The organism is Luteolibacter sp., assembly GCF_058122085.1.
Genome location: NZ_JBIKBQ010000003.1, coordinates 1 through 24117 on the forward strand (window position 1 = coordinate 1; position 24117 = coordinate 24117).

27 protein-coding genes are annotated in these 24117 nt (G+C 62.6%); 18 read left to right on the forward strand and 9 right to left on the reverse strand.

Annotated features, from left to right (window positions below; translation table 11 throughout):
• Both AC4DF4_RS00780 and AC4DF4_RS00785 read left to right on the forward strand, forming a co-directional pair.
• The coding region (locus AC4DF4_RS00780; RefSeq protein ID WP_490046199.1) for a S8 family serine peptidase at nt 1-866 on the forward strand (866 nt) is incomplete at its 5' end.
• 122 nt (nt 867-988) lie between these two features.
• Entirely contained in the window at nt 989-1213 is a 225-nt protein-coding gene (locus AC4DF4_RS00785; protein ID WP_490046200.1) for a hypothetical protein, read from the forward strand.
• A 302-nt stretch (nt 1214-1515) separates the two neighbouring features.
• Here the strand turns inward: AC4DF4_RS00785 and AC4DF4_RS00790 are convergent, their stop codons facing one another.
• Nucleotides 1516-2004 (reverse strand): MarR family transcriptional regulator, encoded by a 489-nt coding sequence (locus AC4DF4_RS00790; RefSeq protein WP_490046201.1) that lies wholly within the window; start codon nt 2002-2004, stop codon nt 1516-1518.
• A 248-nt stretch (nt 2005-2252) separates the two neighbouring features.
• On the opposite strand from AC4DF4_RS00790, the gene AC4DF4_RS00795 reads away from it, so the two are divergent.
• From AC4DF4_RS00795 to AC4DF4_RS00805, 3 genes are all read left to right on the forward strand, one after another.
• Complete coding sequence (locus AC4DF4_RS00795; protein WP_490046202.1) at nt 2253-3206, forward strand: nitric oxide synthase oxygenase; 954 nt, start codon at nt 2253-2255, stop codon at nt 3204-3206.
• A 143-nt stretch (nt 3207-3349) separates the two neighbouring features.
• Nucleotides 3350-4186 (forward strand): DNA-methyltransferase, encoded by an 837-nt coding sequence (locus AC4DF4_RS00800; RefSeq protein WP_490046203.1) that lies wholly within the window; start codon nt 3350-3352, stop codon nt 4184-4186.
• An 8-nt stretch (nt 4187-4194) separates the two neighbouring features.
• On the forward strand, nt 4195-4671 hold the full coding sequence (locus AC4DF4_RS00805; protein ID WP_490046204.1) for a low molecular weight protein-tyrosine-phosphatase: 477 nt from the start codon (nt 4195-4197) through the stop codon (nt 4669-4671).
• A 2-nt stretch (nt 4672-4673) separates the two neighbouring features.
• Here AC4DF4_RS00805 and AC4DF4_RS00810 read toward each other — a convergent pair whose 3' ends face one another.
• From AC4DF4_RS00810 to AC4DF4_RS00825, 4 genes are all read right to left on the reverse strand, one after another.
• A complete protein-coding gene (locus AC4DF4_RS00810) occupies nt 4674-5099 on the reverse strand; it encodes a TPM domain-containing protein (protein WP_490046205.1) in 426 nt (141 codons plus the stop codon).
• 14 nt (nt 5100-5113) lie between these two features.
• Complete coding sequence (locus AC4DF4_RS00815) at nt 5114-5875, reverse strand: TPM domain-containing protein (protein WP_490046206.1); 762 nt, start codon at nt 5873-5875, stop codon at nt 5114-5116.
• The gene (locus AC4DF4_RS00820; protein WP_490046207.1) at nt 5872-6486 is read right to left on the reverse strand and encodes a LemA family protein; all 615 of its coding nucleotides are present in this window, start codon (nt 6484-6486) and stop codon (nt 5872-5874) included. The genes AC4DF4_RS00815 and AC4DF4_RS00820 overlap by 4 nt, the downstream gene beginning before the upstream one ends.
• 94 nt (nt 6487-6580) lie before the next feature.
• Nucleotides 6581-7516: a hypothetical protein gene (locus tag AC4DF4_RS00825; protein WP_490046208.1), complete on the reverse strand. Its 936-nt coding sequence runs from the start codon at nt 7514-7516 to the stop codon at nt 6581-6583.
• A 165-nt stretch (nt 7517-7681) separates the two neighbouring features.
• Between AC4DF4_RS00825 and AC4DF4_RS00830 the strand changes: the two genes are divergently transcribed.
• The 8 genes from AC4DF4_RS00830 (at nt 7682) to galK (ending at nt 16317) form a co-directional block, all read left to right on the forward strand.
• Nucleotides 7682-8698 (forward strand): UbiA family prenyltransferase, encoded by a 1017-nt coding sequence (locus tag AC4DF4_RS00830; RefSeq protein ID WP_490046209.1) that lies wholly within the window; start codon nt 7682-7684, stop codon nt 8696-8698.
• Between the two features lie 43 nt (nt 8699-8741).
• The gene (locus tag AC4DF4_RS00835; protein ID WP_490046210.1) at nt 8742-9158 is read left to right on the forward strand and encodes a SufE family protein; all 417 of its coding nucleotides are present in this window, start codon (nt 8742-8744) and stop codon (nt 9156-9158) included.
• Complete coding sequence (locus AC4DF4_RS00840) at nt 9155-9970, forward strand: TerC family protein (RefSeq protein ID WP_490046211.1); 816 nt, start codon at nt 9155-9157, stop codon at nt 9968-9970. The genes AC4DF4_RS00835 and AC4DF4_RS00840 overlap by 4 nt, the downstream gene beginning before the upstream one ends.
• Nucleotides 9971-9979: 9 nt before the next feature.
• Nucleotides 9980-10762, forward strand: coding sequence for a class I SAM-dependent methyltransferase (locus AC4DF4_RS00845; RefSeq protein WP_490046212.1), 783 nt, complete (start codon nt 9980-9982; stop codon nt 10760-10762).
• A gap of 104 nt (nt 10763-10866) precedes the next feature.
• Nucleotides 10867-12378: an OpgD/OpgG family glucan biosynthesis protein gene (locus AC4DF4_RS00850; RefSeq protein WP_490046213.1), complete on the forward strand. Its 1512-nt coding sequence runs from the start codon at nt 10867-10869 to the stop codon at nt 12376-12378.
• A complete protein-coding gene (locus AC4DF4_RS00855) occupies nt 12375-12944 on the forward strand; it encodes a hypothetical protein (RefSeq protein ID WP_490046214.1) in 570 nt (189 codons plus the stop codon). Before AC4DF4_RS00850 ends, AC4DF4_RS00855 begins: the two co-directional genes overlap by 4 nt.
• A complete protein-coding gene (mdoH, locus tag AC4DF4_RS00860) occupies nt 12944-15115 on the forward strand; it encodes a glucans biosynthesis glucosyltransferase MdoH (protein ID WP_490046215.1) in 2172 nt (723 codons plus the stop codon). The genes AC4DF4_RS00855 and mdoH overlap by 1 nt, the downstream gene beginning before the upstream one ends.
• 23 nt (nt 15116-15138) lie before the next feature.
• The gene (gene galK / locus AC4DF4_RS00865) at nt 15139-16317 is read left to right on the forward strand and encodes a galactokinase (protein WP_490046216.1); all 1179 of its coding nucleotides are present in this window, start codon (nt 15139-15141) and stop codon (nt 16315-16317) included.
• A 130-nt stretch (nt 16318-16447) separates the two neighbouring features.
• On the opposite strand, the gene AC4DF4_RS00870 is transcribed toward galK, so the two are convergent.
• Nucleotides 16448-17176 (reverse strand): hypothetical protein, encoded by a 729-nt coding sequence (locus AC4DF4_RS00870; RefSeq protein WP_490046217.1) that lies wholly within the window; start codon nt 17174-17176, stop codon nt 16448-16450.
• 104 nt (nt 17177-17280) lie between these two features.
• Here AC4DF4_RS00870 and AC4DF4_RS00875 point away from each other — a divergent pair, with 104 nt between their 5' ends.
• Nucleotides 17281-17535, forward strand: a complete 255-nt coding sequence (locus AC4DF4_RS00875; RefSeq protein ID WP_490046218.1) for a UPF0175 family protein — start codon at nt 17281-17283, stop codon at nt 17533-17535.
• Nucleotides 17519-18010 carry a PIN domain-containing protein gene (locus AC4DF4_RS00880; RefSeq protein WP_490046219.1) on the forward strand — a complete coding sequence of 164 codons (492 nt, stop codon included), beginning with the start codon at nt 17519-17521 and terminating at the stop codon, nt 18008-18010. Before AC4DF4_RS00875 ends, AC4DF4_RS00880 begins: the two co-directional genes overlap by 17 nt.
• A gap of 359 nt (nt 18011-18369) precedes the next feature.
• Here AC4DF4_RS00880 and AC4DF4_RS00885 read toward each other — a convergent pair whose 3' ends face one another.
• Both AC4DF4_RS00885 and AC4DF4_RS00890 read right to left on the reverse strand, forming a co-directional pair.
• Nucleotides 18370-19647, reverse strand: a complete 1278-nt coding sequence (locus AC4DF4_RS00885) for a formylglycine-generating enzyme family protein (protein WP_490046220.1) — start codon at nt 19645-19647, stop codon at nt 18370-18372.
• Between the two features lie 356 nt (nt 19648-20003).
• Complete coding sequence (locus AC4DF4_RS00890; RefSeq protein WP_490046270.1) at nt 20004-21440, reverse strand: hypothetical protein; 1437 nt, start codon at nt 21438-21440, stop codon at nt 20004-20006.
• On the opposite strand from AC4DF4_RS00890, the gene AC4DF4_RS00895 reads away from it, so the two are divergent.
• Nucleotides 21342-21560 carry a hypothetical protein gene (locus tag AC4DF4_RS00895; RefSeq protein ID WP_490046221.1) on the forward strand — a complete coding sequence of 73 codons (219 nt, stop codon included), beginning with the start codon at nt 21342-21344 and terminating at the stop codon, nt 21558-21560. The two genes, AC4DF4_RS00890 and AC4DF4_RS00895, sit on opposite strands and share 99 nt — an antisense overlap.
• Nucleotides 21561-21817: 257 nt before the next feature.
• On the opposite strand, the gene AC4DF4_RS00900 is transcribed toward AC4DF4_RS00895, so the two are convergent.
• A complete protein-coding gene (locus AC4DF4_RS00900; RefSeq protein WP_490046222.1) occupies nt 21818-23374 on the reverse strand; it encodes an excinuclease ABC subunit UvrC in 1557 nt (518 codons plus the stop codon).
• 162 nt (nt 23375-23536) lie between these two features.
• On the opposite strand from AC4DF4_RS00900, the gene AC4DF4_RS00905 reads away from it, so the two are divergent.
• Together AC4DF4_RS00905 and AC4DF4_RS00910 are read left to right on the forward strand one after the other, a co-directional pair.
• Complete coding sequence (locus tag AC4DF4_RS00905) at nt 23537-23734, forward strand: type II toxin-antitoxin system HicA family toxin (RefSeq protein WP_490046223.1); 198 nt, start codon at nt 23537-23539, stop codon at nt 23732-23734.
• 11 nt (nt 23735-23745) lie between these two features.
• Nucleotides 23746-24096 (forward strand): type II toxin-antitoxin system HicB family antitoxin, encoded by a 351-nt coding sequence (locus AC4DF4_RS00910; RefSeq protein WP_490046224.1) that lies wholly within the window; start codon nt 23746-23748, stop codon nt 24094-24096.
• Nucleotides 24097-24117 lie beyond the last annotated feature (21 nt).

Sequence of the window (24117 nt, forward strand, 5' to 3'; positions counted from 1 at the left end):
TCACCCCGCCGATGACCCGTGCAAAAATCCGCCGTGGCAGCTGGGGCGGTAGCGACCCGTCCGCCACTTCGGGCGAGTCGCTTGCCATCGACGGCCTCGCGCGCCAGAACCCGACCGTCGCCTTCGTCGCATCCGCCGGTAATGGCGGCAGCTCCACGGCGGTCTCCTCACCCGCCGCGGGGTATAACAACATCTCGGTGGGTTCGCTTGGCGGCAGCTCGTTCCTCACCCCGTCCGGCTTCTCTTCCGGCGGTAAGACGGATTTTTACAATCCGATGGACCAAGGCGGCACTCTCTACACCGGCGTGCGCGCCGCGGTGGACATCGCCGCCCCCGGCGAGCGCCTGCTCCTCGCCGCTTATCTGGGAGACAGCGGGACCATCGGCGCCAGCACGGCTCTCGCGGGATGGGTGCAAACACCCTCCCCCACCGATCGATATTTCACCAACATGGACGGCACCAGCTACTCCGCGCCCCTCGTCGCTGGCGGCATCGCCTTGCTCAAGGACGTGGCAAAAACCGATCCCTTCCTCAACCTCAACGCCACCCCGGTCGCCTTCGACACCCGCGTCATCAAGTCCGTGCTGATGGCCGGAGCCGACAAGACCGAGGGCTGGAACAACGGCCAGAACGCCTTCAACGTCACCACCCAGGCGCTCGACCTCACCACCGGAGCCGGAGCGATGAACCTCTCCACCGCGGCCACAGTCTATCTCTTCGGCACCCGCGACCTGGCCGAAAGTGTCGGCGGGGCCATCGACGCGGTCGGCTGGGATTCCGCCACCATCCCTCTGGGCTCCACCTTGGAATACGTCTTCGCCTCCCCGTTCACCACCGAGATGACCCTCAACGTCGCACTCAACTGATTCTCGGTGCGGGACTTCACCTCGACGACCGACACCGGCGCCGACCTCCACTCTCCGACTTGAACCTGCAAGTCTGGTAGCTCGACGACCAGGGGCACTTCGCCACCAAGATCGGCGAGTCGATGAGTCTCTATAACAACACCGAGTTTCTGCGCTTCGATGCCATCGACGCCGGCCGCTACGGTCTCAAGGTCAGCTTCCCCGGCATGATCTACGACACCACTGGCAGCGTGAGCAGCGAAGCCTTCGGTCTCGCCTGGAACGCCATCGCGATCCCGGAGCCGGGCGTGATGGCGCTTTCATGGGGAGCACTCGCCCTCTGCCTGCGGCGGCGGCGCGTCTTGTGAGCTGGGAAAAAGACGAGATTAGAAACTCAGACTCAAGCAACCGTCTTGCACGACGCGCGGCGGCGCAGAAGCAGACCGCCGACGATCAGCCCTGCCATCGGCAGTTGCCCGCCGTGCTCCGCGCCGCGGAGACGGCGGACGTCTGACCGGCGAGGATCGACTCGTTGGCCGTGGTGTTGAAAGCGGCACCGAGCGGGGTGATTTCAGTGCGTGTTTGCCAGAATCACCAAATTGCGTTGGCCACTTGAATGCGCCCTACAAAATTTTATTGGTGCAAGTCACGGAAACACCAGGGGTAAGAATTAATTTGCCTCAGGCAGACTCTCACACCGGATGTCCCTGAAAAAACCGCCAGAGCCAATCCCGAGCCCCTCGCGGATGCATGAGACCAGCGACTCTTCGATCGATTCGGCAAACGCAGCGCCTTCATCTGTTAAATTCATGAAGATCGAGCGGCGGTCGCCCGGGACCACTGAACGAAAAGTGAAACCTATCTCATCGAGCGAGTCGGCGACCTTGGTGATTCCGGCACAGGTAAGACCCATCCTGGCCGCCAGAGCATTCAGCTTTATACGCCGGTTCTCCAAGGGATACAGGATCATCAGCAGATGAAGGCTGCTGAGATTCAATTTTGACGCCCGCAGATGGCAAAGAACGAGATCCATCGTCCCAAACAAGCAACTGGCCGTGTCCAAGGTATGACTGCTCAAGGCCACCGGCTTTTCCCTATACGCCGACGCAGGCTCACTGACCACCACGCCCCCTTCACTTTCGTAATCGATTAATTTCATATCCTTGTGACACTTAAGATATGCTGATTTACCAACGGATGTCCAGTTTTCATTTCGGAAACCCTCCCTTGAAATGCAAAATTTGCATTTCAAGGAGTCACAAAGCACCATAAAGTAATGCCAGCGAATCGCGGCCCCCCCCGCCCATTCCAATAGAATTCGCGGATTTTACAGCTAGATTCGAAATCGTAATCATGCACCATCGCCCCATGTCGCCCTCTTCATGCATTCAGGACCTAACCCAACCCATGCCCGAACATGAGCTTGCCATGATGGCAAGAACCGCGTGGAGAAACAGCGCGCGCTGCATCGGCCGTCTGTTCTGGAAGAAACTTGAGGTGATAGACGCGCGAACGACCGCAAATCCCGATGACATCTTCGACGCCTGCGTCGCACACCTTCGCCTTGCAACCAACGGCGGAAAAGTCCGTTCCGCAATCACCGTATTCCCACCTGCCCAGGAAGGGGAGCCGGGCATCCGGATTTGGAACCGACAACTCGTCCGATACGCGGGCTACCGCGAAAGCAACGGCACGATCACGGGTGATCCCGAACAATTGGAATTCACCCTCAAAGTGATTGCGATGGGTTGGCGCCCGCCCCGGGAGCGCAGCCATTTCGACCTGCTACCTCTGGTGATCGACGTCCCCGGTGACACCTGCCGATTTTATCCACTTCCTCGCGACTCCGTGATGGAAGTGCCGATCTCCCACCCCGACCTCTCATGGTTCGCGGCATTGGGACTCAAGTGGCATGCCGTGCCGGTCATTTCCGACATGGCGCTCATCGGAGGAGGCTGGCGCTTCACCGCAGCTCCTTTTAGCGGCCATTACATGGCTACCGAGATCGCCTCAAGGAACTTAGGGGATGAGAACCGCTACAACCAACTGCCAGGCATCGCCAAAGGCATGGGACTCGACCTGCGCTCACCCCGGAACTTGTGGAAAGACAGAGCACTCGTGGAACTCAACACCGCCGTGCTGCACTCCTTCCATGAAGCAGGCGTTACCATCGTCGACCACCACACGGCGTCCTCCCAATTCATGCGACACATCAAGATCGAAGAAAAATCCGGACGGACCGTGCCCGGCGACTGGTCTTGGCTGGTGCCCCCGATGTCCGGTTCGGCGTGTCCGGTATTCCACCGCTATTACGATGAAGTCGCTCTGGAACCAAGCTTCGTCAGCCAACCGCCTTGGTAAATACGCCTCGTGGATGATATGAGGTTTCCCCGAGTCGATGAGGCCCGACCCTCTCACCTTTGAACCAGACTTCATATCTTCCTGACGACCATTTCAGCCTACAAGGATTGACCGATGCGCGATTGCCGCGTAAACGCCCGTCCGTGTATCTTCTTAATGGCGACTGCCTGCAGACCCTTCCAACACTTCCGGCGTCCTCCTTCGACCTCGTCGTCACCTCCCCGCCGTATAATCTCGGCATCGCCTACAAGAGTTTCAAGGACACCGCGCCGCGCGAGGAGTTCCTCGGCTGGTGCCGGCAATGGGCCGCCGAGGTGAAGCGGGTGATGGCGGATGACGCGTCGTTCTTCCTCAACGTCGGCGCGGCCCCGGCGAATCCTCTGCTGCCCCACCAGCTGATCCTCGCGCTAACGGACGGGGCGGATCCGCTCTTCACCCTCCAGAACACCTTCCACTGGGTGAAATCCATCACCATCGAGACCCGCGCCAACGACCAGATCAGCGCCGGGCATTTCAAGCCGATCAACTCGAAGCGCTTCGTCAACGACTGCCACGAGTATGTCTTCCACCTGACGAAAACCGGCGGCGTCGAGCTCGACCGCCGCGCCGCCGGGGTGCCTTACGTTTACAAATCCAACATCGCCCGCTGGGGCCACACCGGCGGCGAGGACCTGCGCTGCCGGGGAAACACCTGGTTTATCCCCTACGAGACCATCCAGTCGCGCGACAAGGACCGCCCCCACCCCGCGACTTTTCCGGTCGCTCTCGTCGAGCAATGCATCCGCATCCACGGCAAGGGCCCTGCGACCCGCCTGCTCGATCCGTTTCTCGGCATCGGCACCTCGGCCATCGCCGCGCATCGTCAGGGTTTGGCAAACTTCACCGGCATCGAGCTGGACCCGCACTACCTCGAAACCGCCCGCGAGCGGATCAAGGAGGAAACCACCCGGATTTCCGACGAACTGCCATTCGGCAACTGACCACCGCCATGCGCCGCCCCTATCGGATTCTTTTCGTCTGCCTCGGCAACATCTGCCGCTCGCCGGCGGCCGAGATCATCTTCCGCAAGCAAGTGGCTGACCGCGGGCGCGCGGAGGAGTTTGAAATCGATTCCGCGGGCACCATCGGGCACCACGCCGGATCGCCGCCGGACTCGCGGATGTCCGAGTCGCTCGGCAGGCACGGGTTCACCGTCGAAGGCCGTGCCAGACAAATCCAAAGCGCGGATCTGGAGGATTTCGACCTGATCGTGACGATGGACGAGACGAATCTATCCGACGTCCGGCGGCTCGAAGCGGGCGGGAACCCGCACGCGAAAATCGAGCCCTTCGTGAGTTTCTGCCGCCGCCACGACGACCTCCGCGTGCCGGATCCCTACTACGGCGGCCAGCGCGGGTTCGACCACGTCATCGAGCTTTTGAAAGACGGCTGCGAGGGGATTATGGAGTCGCTGCCACCGCGATAAACTCATTTCAAAATCTGATCCGGCAGCTCGTTCCGGTCATCCGCTTCGCGCGGCCAGTGAACGGCTAGGGTGTCTCCCAGGCGGCGGAGTCCTTCGCGCAGCGCTTCAAGCGGGCCGGCGTCGTGCATCTGCCGGACCATCGCGGCGACCGCGTCCTTCCAGTAACCGGGAGGTACCACCACGTTGACGCCGCTGTCGCCGACAATCACGATTTTCCGGGTGCGCGGCATCATCACGATGAGCACCGCGTTGCGCTGGCGGGTGTCGCGCATGCCGACTTCCTCGAATTTCCGCCAGGCGTAGCGCTCGTGGTTCCAGAGGAGCTTGTAGCTAACGCAAACCCGGATCTCCGCGCTGGTGCGCGCTTCCTGCTCGCGGATCGCCTCGACCAGCGAGGCCTCTTCTTCGTTTGTCAGAAAGGATTTCATCTTGTTGTCTTGTTTCACCAGCCGCCGCTGGCACCCCCGCCGCCGCTTCTGCCGCCACCGCCGGAAAACCCGCCACCCGAGCTGCCGCCTCCGCCGGACCAGCCACCCCCGCTCCAACCGCCGCCGCTGCGCATCGATCCGGTCTCGCTGTAAACGACGTCGGACAAGCGGCGGAATTTGATCGTTAGAATAACGAGGACGATGAGAATGAAGAGAATCAAACCCGGACCGGGATGCTCCTCGGCACGGTCAAGCTGCGTGCCGCCTGTGCCTTGGTATTCGCCCTTGGCGGCGGCGATCATCGCATCGACCCCGGCGTTGATGGCGGCCTCGCGGTTTCCCTGGCGGAGTTGCGGCGCGACGACGTCCTCGATGATCTGCTTGCAGCGCGCGTCCGGCAGCACGCCTTCCAGTCCGTAGCCGGTGTGGATCCGCATCTTGCGGTCGGCGGCGAAGACCAGGAAAATCGCGCCGTTGTCCTTGCCCTTCTGGCCGGGTTTCCATGTCTGATAGAGCCGCTGGCTGAAATCGAACAGCTCCTCGCCCTCGGGAATTTGCGGGAAAATCGCGACCACGATCTGCGACGAGGTTTCGCCCTCGAAGGCCTGCAGTTTCGCGTCCAGCGACTGGAACGCGGCAGGACCCAGCCAGCGCGCGTCGTCGAGGATGTAATGCGGCGTCGGACTGGCGGGCAGCGGAGCGGCCGCGCGGGCATCCGGGACGAGGCCGCAAAGCCAGGCCAGCAGGACCGCGGAACAGGCGAGCAGTCGTCTCATCGGCCGTTGCCGAAGTCGAATTTCACCTCGGGCGCCTTCTCGGCTCCGGCGTCGGATTGAAAATAGGGCTTCGGGTGGAAGCCGAACATTCCGGCGAAAATCAAGGTCGGGAACCGGCGGATGCTGGTGTTGTATCCCATCACCACCTCGTTGAAACGGCCGCGCTCGACGGCGATGCGGTTCTCGGTGCCTTCCATCTGCGCCTGCAAGTCACGGAATCCGGCGCTCGCCTTCAGGTCCGGATAGTTCTCCGCCACCACCAGCAAGCGGCTCAAGGCGCTGCTGAACTGCCCCTGCGCTTCCTGGAATTTCTGCAGCGTGGCGGCATCGACCGGAGCCTTGCTCGGGTCGATGGTCACCCGTCCGACCGAGGCGCGGGCGTTGACCACGCTCTCGAGCGTGGATTTCTCGAAATTGGCGGAACCCTCGACGGTCTTGACCAGATTCGGCACCAAGTCCGCGCGCCGCTGATACTGGTTGAGGACCTGCGCCCAGGCGGCATCGACGCCCTGCTGCTTTCCGACAAGTCCGTTATAAGTGCCGACAGCCGACAGGCCGAGGACAACGACCAGCCCGACGATGGCGATGAGAACGATAGAGATTTTGCTCATGGGTCATTTTCTAGACGGCCGGGCAGACGGCGTCGAACAAAAAGCCCGAAGCGGTGATCCGCTCCGGGCATAACACAACAACCGAACAAAAAGATCAGAATTTCCAGACCAGATCGACGGTGACGCGGCTTTCCATCAAGCTGTTATCCTCGTTGGTCAGCGGGATTTCATAGGCGGCGCCGACATCGACGGAATCGGAGAGACGCGAACGGAAACCGATGGCGGCCGAGACGAAGTCGCGGTTTTCATCCGAGTTCGATGCTCCCAGATTGAAGAAATCCCCGCCTTCGAAGGTGAGGACGGCAGGCACCGCGCCGCCGGCTTGGCTCGGATAGTTGCCAGCGCCGTTCCCCGAATCGAGGACGTGGAACCAGTTCACTTCGACGAGCGGAATGAACCATTTGCAAAGCTCATAGCTGACATGCGCGCTGAGCCAGCCCTCGGTGGACTGCTCGCCGGAGAATGGGATTTGAAATCCGAGGCCACCGGCGAACTGCCAGTTATCGACGAGTTTGAGTCCGGAAACCATCAGGTTCACGGCGCCGTCGCCCTCGCCTTGGAAGACGTCGCTGTTTCCGATGGGAAGCTCGAAGGACATCGTGCCGCTCAAAGCGGTTTGCGCGACCGGATCGAGGATGAACGCGTATTTCAGACCCGCGCCGAGGTTGGCGAAGCCGCTTTCCTCGCTGAGGGTGTCGTCCGGATTCATGTCCACGTAACCGTCCTTGGAGGCGACGATCGAGAGGCGGTCGTTGAGAGCGTATTCGAATTGGACCGCGTAAACCTCAACGTCCCCGCCGACTGGCAGTTTTCCGAGAGTGCTGCTGACATGATCCGGCAGGCTGTGATAGACGAAGATCGGATGGAGGTTGGTGGTGGGCAGCGCGAGGTCGAAAAGCGTCGGGTTGCTGATCGGGCGGCGGGCTTGGCCGAAGCCGTCGCTGGCGGGTGCGACGGCAGCCGGGGAGCCGGCGAAGACGAACGAGCTAAGCAGGCCGAATGCGCCGAGCGAGGTGATGGATTGTTTCATGATGGTGTTTCTGGTTCAGGTGACGGGAGGACTATCGGCTGATGAAGGAGGTGGAACTACCCGCCAAGCGCCTTGCACTCCGCATATCCTGCCCTGCCGGCTGAAGCAAAATATCGGGAGATTTCCTTTTGGCGGTTCCGCCGGTTTCCCCCATGCTGCGGGCCGATGAACCGCTCCGGAAAGATCCACGCGCTGCTGTCCACCGCCCGGGTGGCGAACATCCCTAGCGTGGTGGGCAACGTCTGGCTGGGCGTGGCGATTGCCGGCTATCTGGGAGGCTGGTGTTCGTTTTCACATCCTTGGTCCGCCGCTGCCCGTCTGGCGCTGGCCGGGGTATTGCTCTACGTGTCGGGAAATTTCCTCAACGACTGGATGGACCGGGCGTGGGACTTGAAAAGCCGCCCGGAGCGGGCACTGCCGCGCGGCTTGTTTCCGCCGGGCCTCTATCTGGGCGTGGCGGCGGTTTGCGCCGCGGGCGGGATCTTTCTCAGCGCCGTGACGAGTCCGGCGAGCGCGGCCGTGGCGGTGGTGATCCTCTGTATGGTCGTGATTTACACCTACTGGCATAAACGCAGCCCTTGGGCGGTCGTCGCGATGGGCTTGTGCCGCGCGCTGTTGCCGGTGATGGGCGCCGTCGGATTTTCCACGGTCTTCCCGGGGCAGGGTGACTGGCTCAGCCTGCGATTGCCGACGGGACAGCTGTTTGAAATCCTAGCGGACTCCGCGTTTTTTCCGCCCTATTCGGGAATGATCGGTGCCTGCGCGCTGGGCTTGTTTTGTCACATCGCGGGTCTTTCCCTGAGCGCCAGATACGAGGCGTTGCCAAATCCACCCGCCAGCATTTCCAATCTCGCGCGAATCCTTTTCGTCACCGCGGCCACCGCCGTTTCTTACGCGGTCTATCAATGGCGCGTCGGTTCCGTGCTCTTCATGCTTGCGGGCCTTTTCCCCTACTGCCTGTGGACAGTCCTCAGCCTGAGCGTCTGGAGAAAACCGGTGTCCCGGCACGTTTCCAGACTGCTTGCCGGAATACCGCTCATCGACTGGATGGCGCTGTTGCCTCTCAGCCTCCCCTCTCTGGCCATGACGGGGACGCTGCCTTTCACGGCCGCCTGCCTGTTCGTCCCTCCCCTCGCCTTCGTTTCCGCGCTGCTGCTCCAGAGACTCGCGCCGGCGACTTGATCAAGCTTGCCCGCGTTTTCATCCCGCGTATCAATTCCGCCGCATGAGCATCGCAGACAAGCAGGAGAACCTTTTGGAGGAGCTCGCCCTTTTTCAGGATTGGACGGAGCGTTATGAATACGTCATCAGCCTCGGGAAAAAGCTCGCGCCGATGGCCGAGGCCGCGAAGACGCCCGCGCACCTGATCAAGGGCTGCCAGTCGCAGGTCTGGATCGACGCCGCGTTCGAGGGCGGAAAAGTCCGTTTCTCGGCGGATTCGGATTCGCTCATCACCAAGGGCATGATCGCGCTGTTCGTCCGGGTGCTCGGCGACGAGACGCCGGACGACATCCTCACCGCAGACATGGGCTTCATCGACCGCACCGGTTTGAAAGAACATCTCGCGCCGACCCGCGCCAATGCCTTGACTCTGATGGCGAACCAGATGAAACAACGCGCTCTGGAATTCGCCTCATTATGATCATCGCCTCCCTTCTTGAATTCAACTGGCTCGCCGATCCCCAAGCCTGGGGCGCGCTGCTGACACTGACCTTGTTGGAAATCGTCCTCGGCATCGACAACATCGTCTTCATTTCCATCCTCGTGGACCGCCTGCCCGAAGAGCAGCGGGCAAAGGGCCGCTTGATCGGCCTGAGCCTGGCGATGGGCGCGCGAATGGTCCTGCTGCTTTCGATCACCTGGATCATGAGCCTGCAAACCGCGATTTTCGAAATCCCCGTCCACCCGACGCTGTGGGACATGATGCCGAAAGCCGCCGAGCACGGCGGCATGCTCGGGTTCTCGTGGAAGGACCTAATCCTGCTAGGCGGCGGGTTTTTCCTCATCTGGAAGTCCACCAAGGAAATCCACCACAACCTGGAAGGTCACCAGGAAGAGACCATGACCAGCAAGGCGAAAGCCAGCTTCGGCGCGGTGCTGGTGCAGATCGCGATGATCGACATCATCTTCTCGCTCGACTCGGTGATCACCGCCGTGGGCATGGTCAACGACCCGACACGCGTCTCGCTGATGATGGTGGCTGTGATGATTTCCATCGGCGTGATGATGCTGGCGTCCGGCGCGATCAGCAGTTTCGTCTCGCGTCACCCGTCGGTAAAAATGCTCGCGCTGTCGTTCCTGATTCTCATCGGCACGGCGTTGATGGCGGAGGCGATGCACTTCCACATTCCGAAAGGCTACATCTATTTCTCGATGGCGTTCTCGCTGCTCGTCGAGCTGCTCAACCTCAAGCTGCGCGGGAAATCGCAACCGCCGTCCGCGGCGGAGATTTGAGGAGATCAGATGTCCCAGCCCTATCTGTCTCTCGAAGCCGAGCTGCACGACGCCTTCTGGGAAGCCGAGGACGACGGCTCCGAGGTGGCGTTGATGGCGACGTTTCTCGAAAAACATCCGGGTCCGGCGCTTGAGATCGGCTCGGGCTCGGGGCGGCTGATGTTCCCGCTGGTCCAAATGGGGCTGGACGTGGAAGGCCTCGAACTCTCGCGCGACATGCTGGAGCAGGGAAATACCCGAGCCCGGAAATTAGCAATCCAGCCGGTGGTCCACGAGGGCGACATGTCGGTCTGGGACGACGGCCGGAAATTCTCCTCCCTGCTGGCCCCGGCGTTCACCCTGCAACTCGCAAGCGATCCCGCAGCGACGCTCCGCCACTGGCACGGCCTCCTCGAAAACCACGGCGGACTCTACCTCACGGTTTTCATGCCCTACGCCGAGCTGCTGGGCGACCTCCCGGAAAACCAATGGTATGAGGACCACCGCGTCACCTTGCCGGACGGCCGGGAGGGACTGCTGGAAACCCGCCACCGTCTGGACCGCCGCCGCCAACTCGTCGAGCGCGAGCACCGCTATTCCCTCACCGGAAATCCTCCCCAGACCCACCGTTCCCGCCAAACCATCCGCTGGATCGAGCACCCGGAACTGATCGCGCTACTGGCGGATTGTGGATTCCGGGTGGACCGGTTTTTCCTCGATTTCGACCCCGAGCGGCAGGTCGCGGACCCGGAGGTCGTCGATTTCGACGGGATTCTGACCTATCACGCCACCCGGCTGGATTCGAAAGTCTAATTTCATGAAACATTTCCAAATCACGATTCTTGACGGGCGGGCTATCCCCACCCTATGACCCTGTTGTGCTAAGGAAACTTATTCTGCTCGCGACGTTTGCAACTTTGACCTCCTCCGCTTTGTGCCAGACTTGGGAACGCGAGGATGTCGGATTCGAAAGTATCCAAAGTCGCGCTCGGGACCTCGCCAACAAGCCCTACGTCGCTCCCAGCCTCGACAGCCTGCCGGCTTGGATGAACGAGCTGACCTACGATCAATACCGCGACATCCGCTTCAACCCGAACCAAGCCCTGTGGGCCGCGGAGAAACTGCCGTTCCGCGCGATGTTCTTCCATCCCGGCTACTTGTATCGCGAGCCGGTGACGCTTAACGAGTTCACCAGCAGCCACCAACAGAAGATCCGTCTGGCCGAGGCGTTTTTCAATTACGGCCCACTCATCAACAAGCACGGCGACCTGCCCGCCGAGGGCGGCTTCGCCGGATTCCGCCTGCACGCGCCGCTGAACAACCCGGACATTTTCGACGAACTCATCGCGTTCCAAGGAGCGAGCTACTGGCGGGCGCTCGGCAAAAACCAACGCTACGGCATCTCCTCGCGCGGCATCGCCGTGAATACAGGAGCCGACGGCGTCGCCGAGGAGTTTCCGAATTTCAGGGAATTCTGGCTGCGCAAACCCGATGAAAACAGCACCCAGGCCACGGTTTACGCACTGCTGGACGGCCCGTCCTACTCGGGTGCCTATCAATTCAAGATCGCGCCGGGCAACAAGACGCTCGTTGACGTCAAAGCCGTTCTTTTCGCCCGCAAAGCAGTGCAGCGCCTCGGCATCGCCCCGATGTCGAGCATGTTCTGGTTCGGCGAAAACTCGCGCCGCCGCTTCGACGACTTCCGCCCGGAAGTCCATGACTCCGACGGCCTCGCCATCCGCACCGGCACCGGCGAGCGGCTGTGGCGCCCGATCTCCAACGACACCGGCAAGCTCGAGTTCAGCTTCTTCGACATGGAAAAATGCGACGGTTTCGGCCTCCTGCAGCGCGACCGCCGTTTCTCCGCCTACGAGGACGGCGAGGCGGACTATCAGCTCCGGCCCTCGCTCTGGATCGAGCCGACCTCCGACTGGGGTCCGGGCCGCGTGATGTTGATGGAAATCCCCACCACCAACGAACTATCCGACAACACCGTGGCGATGTGGGAACCGGCACGGACACCTCAACCCGGCGACCGCATCGAGTTCGCCTACCGCCAGCATTGGACCATGGACGAAGACCCGTCGATGGCCGACGGCCACGTCGTGGCCACCCGCACGGGCGTGCATGACTGGCAGCCCGAGCAACGCACCATGGTCGTCGAATTCTCCGGCAACGCCCTCAACCAGCAAGGCGAAATCCCGCTCACCCCGCTCGTCCAGGCCACTGGGGCCGGCGCGGAAAAAGTCAAAATCCAAGGCATCACGATCCAGCCCATCCCGAACGCCCGCTGGCGCGTCGCCTTCCAAATCGCGCCTGCCGCCGAAGGCGGAAAGCTCGCTGACATCGGCCCGGTCGAACTTCGTTGCTGCCTCAAACGCGGAGAAAATTTCCTCACCGAAACATGGGTCCATCGCATCACTCCTTGAACACCTTGCGCCCGCTCAGCGAGGGCGAGCTCAATGAGTGGGAAGAGGCCTACGCCGCCGTCGAGGCCTACCTGCAAGCACTGCGCCTGAGAAACCGCCTGCTCGTCGCCGAACTGGTCCGCGGAATTCTCTGGCGCGCCTCCGCCCGGCGGTCCAACGAACCGGAAAAACCCGCCCGCCTGCTGGCGATGGAGGAAGCCTTGAGCGAAGTCGCCAACTGGACGCAGGACGTGCTCGATGTGCCGTTGGAAAACCGCCGCCTCGCCGCCCGCGGCCGCCTCGCGCTGCTGCTCGCCGGCATGCCGGACCAGTGGCAAGGCGTTTTCCTAACGCCCGCGCCGTGGCCCGCCGAGTTCGTCGAGGCGATGAAAAAGTCCTACCTCGCCGCCGGCCCGCGCTTCGCCCAGCTGACCATGGTCCCCCGCCCTCTTGAATTCAACGTCATCGGCAGCGGTGCCGCCCAATGGTGGGAAACGATGGACCGCAAGCCGATCGTCCGGATCATGTTTGTCGGCCTGCTCCTGCTGCTGATCGTCGTCACCGTGTGGTTCACCCTTTTGGACTGATGGAAAACACCGAGCTAACCACCCGCGATTCCGCCAAGCCGTTTTTCGGCCGTTTCCGGACGGTCCTGCGACGCACGGTTTTCTTCGGCAGCGTGCTCGTCGTCAACATCCTCGCCACCCTCTGGCTGACGGACCTGTTTTATCGGATGCAGTTTCAAAAGGCCCACTTCCCCCTGCTGGCCATTTTCGTGGTCCTCAACGGCCTGCTCGTCCTCGGCTCGTTCCACGCGATTTTCGGCGCGTTCGACATGCTGCTAGGCCGCAAGCGCTCGGTCAGGATCAGCAAGCTCGCCGAGGGGAAAACCGGCCCGCTCGCCAAGCGCCACGCGGTGGTCATCCCGGTTTACAACGAGGACAGCGTCCGCGTCTGCGCCCGCATCGAGGCCATCTATCGGTCCATCGAGGCCGCCGGAAACCTGGAGTCGTTCGATTTCTTCATCCTCAGCGACACCCGCGACCTCGACCTCTGGGTGATGGAGGAAACCTCGTGGACCAACCTTTGCCGGCGTCTCGACGCGTTCGGCCGCATCTATTACCGCCGCCGCAAGACCAACGAGAACCGCAAGGCCGGCAACATCGGCGACTTCGTCCGCACCTGGGGCGGCGACTACGAAGCGATGCTCGTGCTCGACGCGGACAGCCTGATGGACGGCGCCGACATCGTCACGATGACCCGCATCATGGAGGCCTATCCGCGGCTCGGGATTCTCCAGACCGCACCGAAACTGATCCGCGGCTCCTCGATTTTCACCCGCCTCCAACAGTTCGCGATGCGGCTTTACGGCCCGCTCTTCATCCGCGGGCTCAACTTCTGGCAGCTCAGCGGCGGCAGCTACTGGGGGCACAACGCGCTCATCCGCGTAAAGCCGTTTTCCGAATTCTGCGAGCTCCCCGCCCTGCCCGGCCGCGAGCCCTTCGGCGGGCGCATCCTCAGCCACGACTTCGTCGAGGCCGCGCTGATGGTCAGCCAAGGCTGGGAAGTCTGGCTCGCCTGGGACATCGAGGGCACCTACGAGGAAGCCCCTCCCACGCTGGTGGACCACCTCATCCGCGACCGCCGCTGGTGTCAGGGAAACCTCCAGCACATGTGGCTCATCTTCGCCCGCAAGCTGCCGTTTTCCGTCAGAATGCACCTCTTCATGGGCATCATGGCCTACCTCGGCAGCCCGCTGTGGTTTCTGTTTCTCGCCCTCGGCACCTGGATCGCCTGGGACCGCTATTCCAGCGAACTCAGCCAGCTTCCCTTCGAAAGCTACGCCGCCCGCTGGTTCCACATCGACGGGATCCAACAGAGCATCATCCTCACCGCCGTCATTTTCGCGCTGTTGTTCCTGCCGAAAATCCTCGCGGTCACCGCCGCGATCCTAACGCCAAGCATCCGCCGCTCCTTCGGCGGCACCTTCCGGATCATGATCGGAGCAACCATGGAAACCATCGTCTCCATGCTGCTCGCGCCCTGCATCATGCTCGCCCACTCGCTGATGGTCCTGAGCATCATCCTCGGCCGCGCGGTCGGCTGGGGAAATCAAAACCGCGAAACCGACGGCACCGCGTGGGGCGACGCGTTCCGCTTCCATGCGCCGCAGACGATTCTCGGGCTGGCCTGGACCGCCGTCGCCATCAACATCGGCTACCATTCGAAAAACCCCGGCGACTTCACTTCCAAATACGCCTTCGCCCTCTGGATGACCCCGATTTTGCTCGGGTTGCTGCTCTCGGCCCCCGTCTCCGTCTGGACCAGCCGCTCCCGCTACGGCCGCGCCCTGCTGAAACGGAAAATCCTCGCCACTCCCGAAGAGCTCAATCCGCCCTCCGTCATCCGCCTAGCCGACAACGCCACCGCCGCCGTCGATCCCGCGCTCGACGCGTCCACCGATGCCCGCCGCGGCGTCGTCGCCGCAGTCGTCGATCCTTATGTCAACGGCGTCCACGTCTCCCTGCTGGAGCATTCCGACCTGACGGCTGCTGAAGAAGCGCTGGCCGCCCGCTGCCTCGGCGAGGGCCCCGCCAGCCTGACCAAAGCCGAACTTTCCGAATTGCTTTACGCCGCCCCCGCGATGCTCATGATGCACCGCGCCGTCTGGCTGCGTCCGGCGGAAGGAATCCATGTCACTTGGACACATGCCGTGGAAAGCTATCGCCGCCGTCTCGACCAATCGCCCGCCGCCTAGGCGACCCCAATCTCCAAATGCCCATGCTCCAGATCAATCCAAACCTCAGCGATCTTGTAAATGACGCCGCTGCCGGACTCGCCAGCCGGCTCCAAGCCAAGGTCACCATCACCGCCGCCGCGCCCGGACGCGTCAACCTCATCGGCGAGCACATCGACTATTGCGACGGCTTCGTCATGCCCTTCGCGATCGACCGCTACATCGTCATCGCCGGCTGCGCCAACGGCACCTCGCAAGCCCGCATCACCTCTGCGATCAGCGAGGAAGTCGTCACCCTCGACCTCACCCAGCCGCAGCAAATCAGCGAGCCGAAGTGGGCGAACTACCTGCGCGGCGTGATCCGCGGCTTCCAGGACCGCGGCCACCACATCCCCGGATTCGACGCCTACATCCTCTCCTCCATTCCCGGCGGCGCGGGCTTGTCGTCCTCCGCCGCACTCGAATGTGCGACCGCCACTTTCCTCGAAGGTCTGCTGGACACCGTCCTCGACACCAAGGAAAAAGCCCTGCTCTGCCAGAAAGCCGAGCACGACTTCGCCCACGTCCCCTGCGGCATCATGGACCAGTTCGCCTCCGCCTTCGGCAAGCCCAACCGCCTCGTCCTCATCGACTGCCAGACCGGCGAACCCGAACTCGTCCCCTTCGAAAATCCCGACCTCACCGTCCTGATCTCGAACACGATGGTCCACCACGAGCTTTCCGACGGAGGCTACGCCGCCCGCCGCAAGCACACCGAAGACGGCCTCGCCATTCTCGGCAAGGCCTCCTGGCGCGACGTCACCGCGGCCAACGTGCAGGCCAACTGGGAAAAGCTCGGTGACCCGGTTAACCGCCGCGCCCGCCACGTCGTCGGGGAAATTTCCCGCACCATCGCCGCCGCCGCCGCGCTTGCGAGAAACGATTTCGAAACGCTCGGCCCGCTGATGGCCGCCAGCCACGACTCGCTGCGCGACGACTTCGAAGTCTCCTGCAAGGAGCTCGACATCATGGTCGAGATCGCCCGCAAGATCGGTCGCAACGGCGGCGTCATCGGCACCCGCATGACCGGCGGCGGCTTCGGCGGCTCCACCGTCACCCTCTGCGAGTCCCGCAAAGCCTCGGAAATCGCCGCCACACTCGGCGCGGAATACGAAAAGGCCACCGGCATCAAGCCCCAGATCTTCGCCTCGCGGCCGTCGCAAGGCGCGCACCTGGTCGGGTGATTCATGCATCCGCGCCTCCGGAGCGGCGGAACGCGTCCGCCAATGCCCATGGAGAGCCAATGAGGCGAGCGAAGCGCTTTGCATGGTCATCTCATGGACAGGGCGATCATGCATCGCCCCTCCTTGTTCCTCACGGTTTCACAATCTCCACCGTGTAGAACTTCTTCGTCTCGCTGGCGCTCGTGTCGGTGACGGTGCGCTGGCTGCCGTTGTCGCTGCTCGTGCTGCCGGCGAGCGTAGTCCATGAGGCGGCGGCGAGATCGGGGCTGGTTTTCACGGTGTAACTGCGGCCGGCGACGACGGGATCAAACACAACCCGTTTCTGCGTCGCCTGGCCGGGGACCGGGGAGATGGTGATGAGGAAACGCGAGAGCGGATCGGTCGGGACCAGCCCGGCGATTTCCTCAAAGGCGTTGTTCTGGCCGTCGCCATCGGGATCGAGGTTCGGGGCGGCGAGCGGGTTATCCAAACCGAAGTGGCCGAACTGCCAGTCGTCGGCGAGATTGTCTCCGGCGTAGCTGCCGAAGTTGTCCGGGATGCTGTCGAGCACGGTCAGGCCGAGAGTGGCGGTTTCGTTCACCCTCGTCGGCGCGGCGGCGAGTTGCAGGGCGGTCACTTCGGTGAGCTGGCCGAGGTAGCCGTTCTTCGCGGTCTCCGCAGGTGTGGCGACGGTGGAAATGCCGACCACTCCGCCCACGCTGCCGTCATGGGTGTAACTGGCGCTCGTGGCACGCTTGCCTCCGGCGTCGGTGGTGTCAGTGGGGATGCTGTAGTTCGTCGAGCTGCGCGGGCCGGCGTGGGCGGCGGCGGTGAGCAGGGTGAGGAACAAGGCGGGCAGGAGACGGGGTGTTGGTTTCATGGCAGCGGAGTGACGGGTTGTGGAATGAGGGACGGTGATGCAATCTTCGGAAGACGGGGCTGGGCTGGCGTTGACGGGTGGATGTTTGCGGGTTAGCGTCCGCCATGAGTGTGACTCTCGACATTCCAGATGATGTGCTGGCGGCGCTTCCCATCCCGGAGCAGGAGCGCAAGGGCTACCTGTTGCTTGAAATCGCGTGCGGCCTGTATACACGGGACGTGTTGAGCCTGGGCAAGGCGGCGGAACTGGCCGGAATGCCGAAGATCGCCTTCGGTCAGGAGATCGGGCGTCGCGGCATCGCACGCCACTATACGGATACCGAGCTGCAGGCCGATCTCGCTTATGCTCGTGGTCAGTGACACCTCGCCTTTGTCAAATCTGGCGATCATCGGCAGGCTGGCGCTCCTGCGTGAGCAATTTGCCGAAGTCTGGATGCCGCCCGCCGTGGCGCGCGAACTGACCGCTTTGGATGTTCCCTCAGCCCAAGCGGCGCTCTCGGAAGCCGTGCGGACCGGATGGTTGAAGGAAATGCCCCTGCCGGTGTCCGCCCCTTTCCCTGCCGAGCTTCGCGGACTTGATGCGGGAGAAACCGAAGCTCTGCGACTGGCCTTGTCCATCACTGCCGATGCCGTGTTGATGGATGAAAAGGAAGGCCGGCAATGCGCCGCAAGCGTGGGTATACGCACCATCGGTGTGCTAGGTGTTCTCATCGCGGCAAAACACGTAGGCTCCATTGCATCGCTGCACAACGAGATCGACAAGCTCCGCCGCGACGCGGGCTTCTTCGTGGACAAAGCTCTCGAAAGCCGGGTGCTCGCAATGGTCGGAGAATAAGCGGCGGCGGATGATTTCTTAATTCGATGTTCAACGTTGGAAGTTCGATGTTCGATGTTCGATGTTCGATGTTCATCCGCCTTCTTCACCCCCAGAACCCGATGACCGCGCAGAAAAGCATTCATCTCGGCTTCCGCTTCGTTGACGTTTTTGATCGGAATGGTGAACATTTTCAGTTGCATTCAAGTGGATGGCTCATGGCCGTTTGCACGGAAAAAATTCCGTCCGCTGCGCGGGGCTGTCTTCTCTATCGGTTCATCGGTCATCTTATATTTCTCGCTCCACTGCCTCTCCGCAGTCAGGCGGCGTTCGTCCCTCTCTTGCCACGCCTGCTCCGGGCAGCTCCGCTACCGTTCAGCTCACTGACCTGGGGCCAGAACAGCCCGGAAGCCGTAGTAGCTGTTGGCGTTGTCCGGGCGGGCGTAGTCGCGGCGGGCACAGCGCGCGTTGCTGGCGCTGCTGCGCCAGCCGCCGCCGCGCAGCACGCGGTAGGAGCCCGTAACACTTCGCGGATCGGTGACAGCCGCGCTCCCACCGGGGTAATCCCCCCCATCCGTCGAGTCCAAGCACCACTCAAACACGTTCCCGTGCATATCCATCAGCCTCCACGCATTCGGCCGTTTTTGCTCCACCGGAAGGGTCGTGTTGCCGCTGTTTGCGGAATACCATGCGTAATCGCCCAGCGAGGTGGCGGCCAGATCGTCCCCGTAGCCAAAACGCGTGGTGCGCGCCCCGGCCCGGCAGCAATACTCCCACTCCGCCTCGGTAGGCAGCCGATATTCCCAGGTGGCAGGGATTCGCCCTGCGGTCCGCTCAGCCGTCGTCAGCGCCGTGCAATACGCCACTGCGGAAGTCCAGGAGAGCTGCTCCACCGGGCGGTTCGTGTCATTTGTCACGACGTTGGGAGTTTGGAAATAGCTCGGGTTCGACCCGATCACCGCCACGTATTCCGCCTGGGTCACCTCATGCACCCCCATCCAGAAGCCCTTGGTCAGGATCACCGGGTGCTGGGTTTCATTCGTCGAACGCCCCAACTCGCCGACGCGGCAGCCCATCAGGAAGGTCCCCGGTTTGATCCACACCATCCCCTGTGCCGGAAACACGTTGGTGGGAGGCTCGGAAGTGTTCGCGCTGGACGGTAGATTCCTCAGCCCGGAGCCGTCGCCACTGAAGGTGCCCGTCGTGGTGCCGCTTAGCGTGAGGTCGGAGGCGAGCTGGCCACCCGTGATCGTTCCCGTCAACGCGCTCGCCGGGGTCGTCGCGCCGGGTGCCAGCCCGCCCGCCACCATCGCATAGCCCACCGCCGCGAGCCGCTGGTCGGGCGTGAGGAGTTGCGAGCCGTTTGCTCCGTCGTCAAACCACACCCGCAGCCGCACGTCGGAGTTGGCGAAGACGGTGGTCGGGATGGCCGTCATGTTCGCGAGCGAAGTGTCGCCGAGCAGCACCGAGTAGAGGCCCTTGGTGACGGGGAGCGAGACCGCCGCCGTCGGCTGCGAGCCGGCGGAGCTGCTGCCGTCGTTGCTCCAGTAGGTGGTGCTGCCGGCGGCATTGACGAGCGCGAACTTGAACGCGCCGGAGCCGTTGAAGTTTACGGTGCCCACGGCGACGCGGCCCTGGTAGCTGAGGATCTGCGGCACCTGCGCGTGCAGCGCCGTGGAGGTGGGGCAAGGACGAGCGCAAGCGCCCGCAGGACGGGGATGGTTTTCATGTGGTGGCTGAGTCGAGGGAATGCCTTCGATTCAGCCCGGCAGAGCACCATTGCGGTGACGCGCGGAATGGAAAACGGACGCGCGGTTTGCGCGAAGTGCATGTTCTGGAGGATTTTGCGGGAGGAGTCGAGGAAAACGGGCAAGGAGCGCGTTCATTCGGAACGCTATGTGCCGGGGACATTCTGTCCGCCGCTCCTGGCAAGAACGGGCGACAGCATGTCGCCCGCACTCAATCGGCAGAATGCCGACGCTCCCTCAATCGGCAGAATGCCGACGCTCCCTTGTCACAAGGGGCTGGGAACCACGGTCAGGCGCAGGAACTTGCGGTCGCCGCTGATGGGTGTGCTGAAGAGGTGCTCGGGCGCGCTGCCGGTGTCGGGGACGCGTTGCCAGTCACCGGCGTGGAGGGTGGTGCTGGATTCCGCGCCGTAGATGATGCCGCTGACGCCGGCGGGCGTGGAGAAGGTGGTGATCAGATTTCCGCCGATGCGCTGGGCTTCGGGTAGCTGGCCGGCGCTGTTCTGTGTCGGGTCCAGGCCGAAGGCGAATTCGACGAGGTTGACGAGGCCGTCGTGGTCGAAGTCATTGAGGTCCGCGCCGTCGCCGGTGTTGTCGATGCTGCCGAAATGCAACTGCCTCCAAGCGTTCAGCGCGGCTTGGGGATCGGTCTCCAAGGTCACTTGCACTTCGTTGGCGGTGGTGGTGAACGAGGTGGCGCGGAGTTGCCCGGCGGGATCGGACCAGGTGAAGGCGGGCGAGCCGAGCAGGCTGCCGCTGAAGGCGAGCACTGTGTAGGTGCCGGGCACCAGCGTGCCGCCGCTGCGGACGGGCGAGACGGTGATGCTGCCGCTGAGGGTGGAAGTTCCCGCGACCACCGGGCCATTGATCGCGGTGGCGGCAACCCCAAGGACGAGGGTGGTGCCGCTGGCGAGGGTGAGATTTCCGCCCAAACCGCCGATACCGCCGAAGCCGCCGGACTGGACGTTGACTGCGGTGGAGGCAAGTGAGCCGTTCACCAGACCTCCATCGACGAGCAGGCTGCCCGTGCCCCTGTCGCCAACATAGAGGTCGTTCGAATTCGTCCAACTGCCACTGGTCACGGTGGCGCTGCCCTCACTGCCGCTCCAGTAGCCGATGTAGCCGATCGTATTGGAGACCGTGCCGCCATTGATCAGCAGGGTTCCGGCGCCGCTGAAGCCGACAAAGAGGTTGCCGGAATTCGTCCAAGACCCACTGGTTACCGTGGCGGTCCCCTGACTTCCGGCGGCGTTTCCGAGAATTCCTGCTCCGCTTGAAAGCGAGCCGCCAGAGAACTGCAGCGCGCCCACGTCTCCGTTGGTATCCCCGACATATGAGGACCCGGCCGAGACCGCGCCGGTCGCTCCGATAGTCAGGGCTCCATGCTTTATCTTGATGCCGCCACTATGGGTTCCCGTTAGAGTGAGGTTGCCGAGTCCCTCCTTGATCAGCGAGTTCTTGTTGATGAAGTTCGACGCGAAAATGACGTTGTTCCCGTTGGTATCGAAAGTCGCGGAGGAGTCGCCGGTCAGTGCGAAATAGAGGCGGGCCGAAATGTCCGCTGTGTTTCCCGCCGCCCACTGCAAGGTGCCGCCGTTCGCGAAGTGGAGCTCGCCCGATCCGAGATTGTCGGCGCTGGTGAACTGGACGAGTCCCCCGTATATATTGGTGCCGCCCGAGTAGGAGTTGGAGCCGGTGAGGATGAGCTCGCCGGCAAGGCGGCGCTTGCTCTTGAGGCTCTCGAAGAAGGTGGTCAGGAGAATTTCGGTATCATGGCGTTCGGTGAGATCCTGAAGAAAGTCGCGCCCGCTTTGGGAAAGTAAGAGACACCGGCGGATGCCCGCTTCAAGCCACAGCGAGTCGGTAAGGGCAGGACAGTTCCGACGGAACCGAGAGAGATTGACATAACCGAAAACAGGCTTGAAGAATTCGGTTAAGACGATTGATTTACAATGATTTGCGGCAGAACGAAAACCTCTCCAGACTAACAGGAAATGAGGCGGGCCTTATTCACGCATTGCGGGGGCGAAATGCTCAATCTCCTCAGCGGCCCCGTGTGAGCGGAAAGCTTGCGAGTGATTCAACCGTCACGGTTGAGGAACTCGATGATCGTGGTGGCGGCTTTTTCGGAGATGCCGGGGAGCTTGGCGATCTCGCCGGCCGGGGTCTTTTTCAGGCGGGCGACACTGCCGAATTTCTCCAACAGGAGCCGCTTTTTGTTAGCCGACATGCCGGGGCAGTCGTCGAGCAGGCTCTCCTTCATCCGGCGGCGGTAGAGCAGCGAGTTGTAGCCGTTGGCGAAGCGGTGGGCCTCGTCGCGGATGCGCTGGAGCAGCTTGAGCGCGCCGCGGTCATGCGGGATGCGGATGGATTCGCCGCGGCCGGGGACGAAGATCTCCTCGTGCTGCTTGGCGAGGCCGACGACCGGCAGGTCGTGCAAGCCGAGGGCCCGCAGCTCCCTAACGGCCATGCCGAGCTGGCCTTTCCCGCCGTCCACGATGACGAGGTCCGGCAGGACGATTTTCGCGCGGCCGTCGCGGGCGAGGCGGCGCTGGGCGTCTGTTGGATTTTCCTGGGAGAATTCCGCGTCGGGGTTGGCGGCGTTGTTTTCCATCAGGATGCGCGAGTAGCGGCGGCGGATGACCTCCGCCATGGAGGCGAAGTCGTCCTGGCCCTCGACCGTGCGGATGCGGTAGCGGCGGTAGTTCTTGTTGTCCGGCTTGCCGTCGGTGAAGCGCACCATCGAGGCGACGATGTGGTTGGACGAGACGTTGGAGATGTCGAAGCACTCCATGACGCGCGGCGGTCCGGCGAGGTGGAGCTCCTCGCCGAGTTCCGCCAGATCCTCGGCGGGCCGGACCGTCGTCTGGATGCCGAGGCCGCGGCTGAACTGGCGGGACGGGCGGAGGGTTTTTTCGAGGTTCTGGAGGATGTCGCGGAACTTGGCGGCTTTTTCGAAATCCAGCTGGTCGGCGGCGGCGGTCATTTCCTCGCGGAGGGCATCGAAAACCTCGCGCTTGCCCTTGCCGTCTAACACGCGGCAGGCCTCCTCGATTTTCGCGAAGTAGTCCTCGCGGCTGATGCGGCCGATGCAGGGAGCCGAGCAGTTACGGATGACGTCGGCGTTGCAGTGTTTGTAGTCCGACTCGCCGGGCTGGTGCGTGCGGCAGACGCGCAGGCCGAAGCTGCGGTTGAGCCATTCGAGCGTGCCGAGCAGCGCGCTGGAATGCGGAAACGGCCCGAAATAACGGCAGCCGTCGTCCTTCTTCATCCGCGTGGTCACGAAGCGCGGCCAGGGCTCGGCGAGCCGGATTTTGACGAAGTAAAAGCGTTTGTCGTCGCGGAGGGCGATGTTGTAGCGCGGCAGGTAGTCCTTGATGAGCTTGGACTCGAGCACCAGCGACTCCTCCTCGTTGCGGACGGTGTGGAACTCGAAATCGTGGATCGAGTCGATCAGCGCGCGGGTTTTCACGTCCGCCCGCATTTTCTGGGAGGCCATGAAATACGACGAGACGCGGCGTTTCAAATCGAGCGCCTTGCCGACGTAAATGACCAGGCCGAGACGATCCTTCATCAGGTAAACCCCGGGCTGGTGGGGCACCTCGCGGAGCTTGGCTTTGAAATCGGGCGTGGACATGCGGGGCGGTGTGCTCCCCATCGAATGGTCGGAATCGAAAAGATCAACCGAAATTACCGGGAGCTTGGATCCGCACAAAAAATTGTTCAACGCCCTTGCGTCGCACAAGAATTTGTTCAATCTCTTCCCATGGGCAAGGCGGAGAGGCTGAAGGCGAAAATCATGAACCCGGACCAAGTCCACAACGTGACCTTCGCCGAAGCCGTTTCCGTTCTTGAGCGTGCCGGATTCGTCTGGGACCTCGGGACCGGCAGCCATCAGGTATACCGCCACCCGGACGGCCGCCGGATTACCCTGCCGAAACATGGTAACCTCATCAAACCGATCTACGTCAGCCAAATCCGTGACTTTCTCCGCTAAACCACCATCCCATGAAATACCTCGTCAAAATCCACTGGTCTGAGGAGGACCAGGCTTACATCGCCAACGTGCCCGCACTTCCCGGCTGCATCAGCCATGGAGACACTTATCCCGAAGCCGCCGCTATGATCGAGGATGCAGCCGAAGCTTGGTTGGCCAGTGCCACCAAGCACAACGACCCCATTCCCGAGCCCGACCTCGCCGCCGAGGAAATCTCCCGCCTCGCGCCACTGCTCAACCTCTCCAAACTCGCCCGCCTCTCGGGGGTGAATTCCCACACCCTCGCCAGCAAACTGCGGCGTGGCACCCGCTTCACCGAGGACGAGTCCCGCCGCATCCTCGGCGCGCTGCACGGCGTGTGAACGCCCTAAGTTGCGTGTGAA

Coding starts and splice junctions, on each gene's coding strand:
- AC4DF4_RS00910 (WP_490046224.1), top strand. CDS start 23,746: ATGAAATACCTCGTCAAAATCCACTGGTCTGAGGAGGACCAGGCTTAC.
- AC4DF4_RS00820 (WP_490046207.1), bottom strand. CDS start 6,486: ATGAGCAAAATCTCTATCGTTCTCATCGCCATCGTCGGGCTGGTCGTT.
- AC4DF4_RS00830 (WP_490046209.1), top strand. CDS start 7,682: ATGAACCGCTCCGGAAAGATCCACGCGCTGCTGTCCACCGCCCGGGTG.
- AC4DF4_RS00845 (WP_490046212.1), top strand. CDS start 9,980: ATGTCCCAGCCCTATCTGTCTCTCGAAGCCGAGCTGCACGACGCCTTC.
- mdoH (WP_490046215.1), top strand. CDS start 12,944: ATGGAAAACACCGAGCTAACCACCCGCGATTCCGCCAAGCCGTTTTTC.
- galK (WP_490046216.1), top strand. CDS start 15,139: ATGCTCCAGATCAATCCAAACCTCAGCGATCTTGTAAATGACGCCGCT.
- AC4DF4_RS00905 (WP_490046223.1), top strand. CDS start 23,537: ATGAACCCGGACCAAGTCCACAACGTGACCTTCGCCGAAGCCGTTTCC.
- AC4DF4_RS00825 (WP_490046208.1), bottom strand. CDS start 7,516: ATGAAACAATCCATCACCTCGCTCGGCGCATTCGGCCTGCTTAGCTCG.
- AC4DF4_RS00840 (WP_490046211.1), top strand. CDS start 9,155: ATGATCATCGCCTCCCTTCTTGAATTCAACTGGCTCGCCGATCCCCAA.
- AC4DF4_RS00875 (WP_490046218.1), top strand. CDS start 17,281: ATGAGTGTGACTCTCGACATTCCAGATGATGTGCTGGCGGCGCTTCCC.
- AC4DF4_RS00795 (WP_490046202.1), top strand. CDS start 2,253: ATGCCCGAACATGAGCTTGCCATGATGGCAAGAACCGCGTGGAGAAAC.
- AC4DF4_RS00815 (WP_490046206.1), bottom strand. CDS start 5,875: ATGAGACGACTGCTCGCCTGTTCCGCGGTCCTGCTGGCCTGGCTTTGC.
- AC4DF4_RS00880 (WP_490046219.1), top strand. CDS start 17,519: ATGCTCGTGGTCAGTGACACCTCGCCTTTGTCAAATCTGGCGATCATC.
- AC4DF4_RS00785 (WP_490046200.1), top strand. CDS start 989: ATGAGTCTCTATAACAACACCGAGTTTCTGCGCTTCGATGCCATCGAC.
- AC4DF4_RS00870 (WP_490046217.1), bottom strand. CDS start 17,176: ATGAAACCAACACCCCGTCTCCTGCCCGCCTTGTTCCTCACCCTGCTC.
- AC4DF4_RS00790 (WP_490046201.1), bottom strand. CDS start 2,004: ATGAAATTAATCGATTACGAAAGTGAAGGGGGCGTGGTGGTCAGTGAG.
- AC4DF4_RS00835 (WP_490046210.1), top strand. CDS start 8,742: ATGAGCATCGCAGACAAGCAGGAGAACCTTTTGGAGGAGCTCGCCCTT.
- AC4DF4_RS00900 (WP_490046222.1), bottom strand. CDS start 23,374: ATGTCCACGCCCGATTTCAAAGCCAAGCTCCGCGAGGTGCCCCACCAG.
- AC4DF4_RS00810 (WP_490046205.1), bottom strand. CDS start 5,099: ATGAAATCCTTTCTGACAAACGAAGAAGAGGCCTCGCTGGTCGAGGCG.
- AC4DF4_RS00805 (WP_490046204.1), top strand. CDS start 4,195: ATGCGCCGCCCCTATCGGATTCTTTTCGTCTGCCTCGGCAACATCTGC.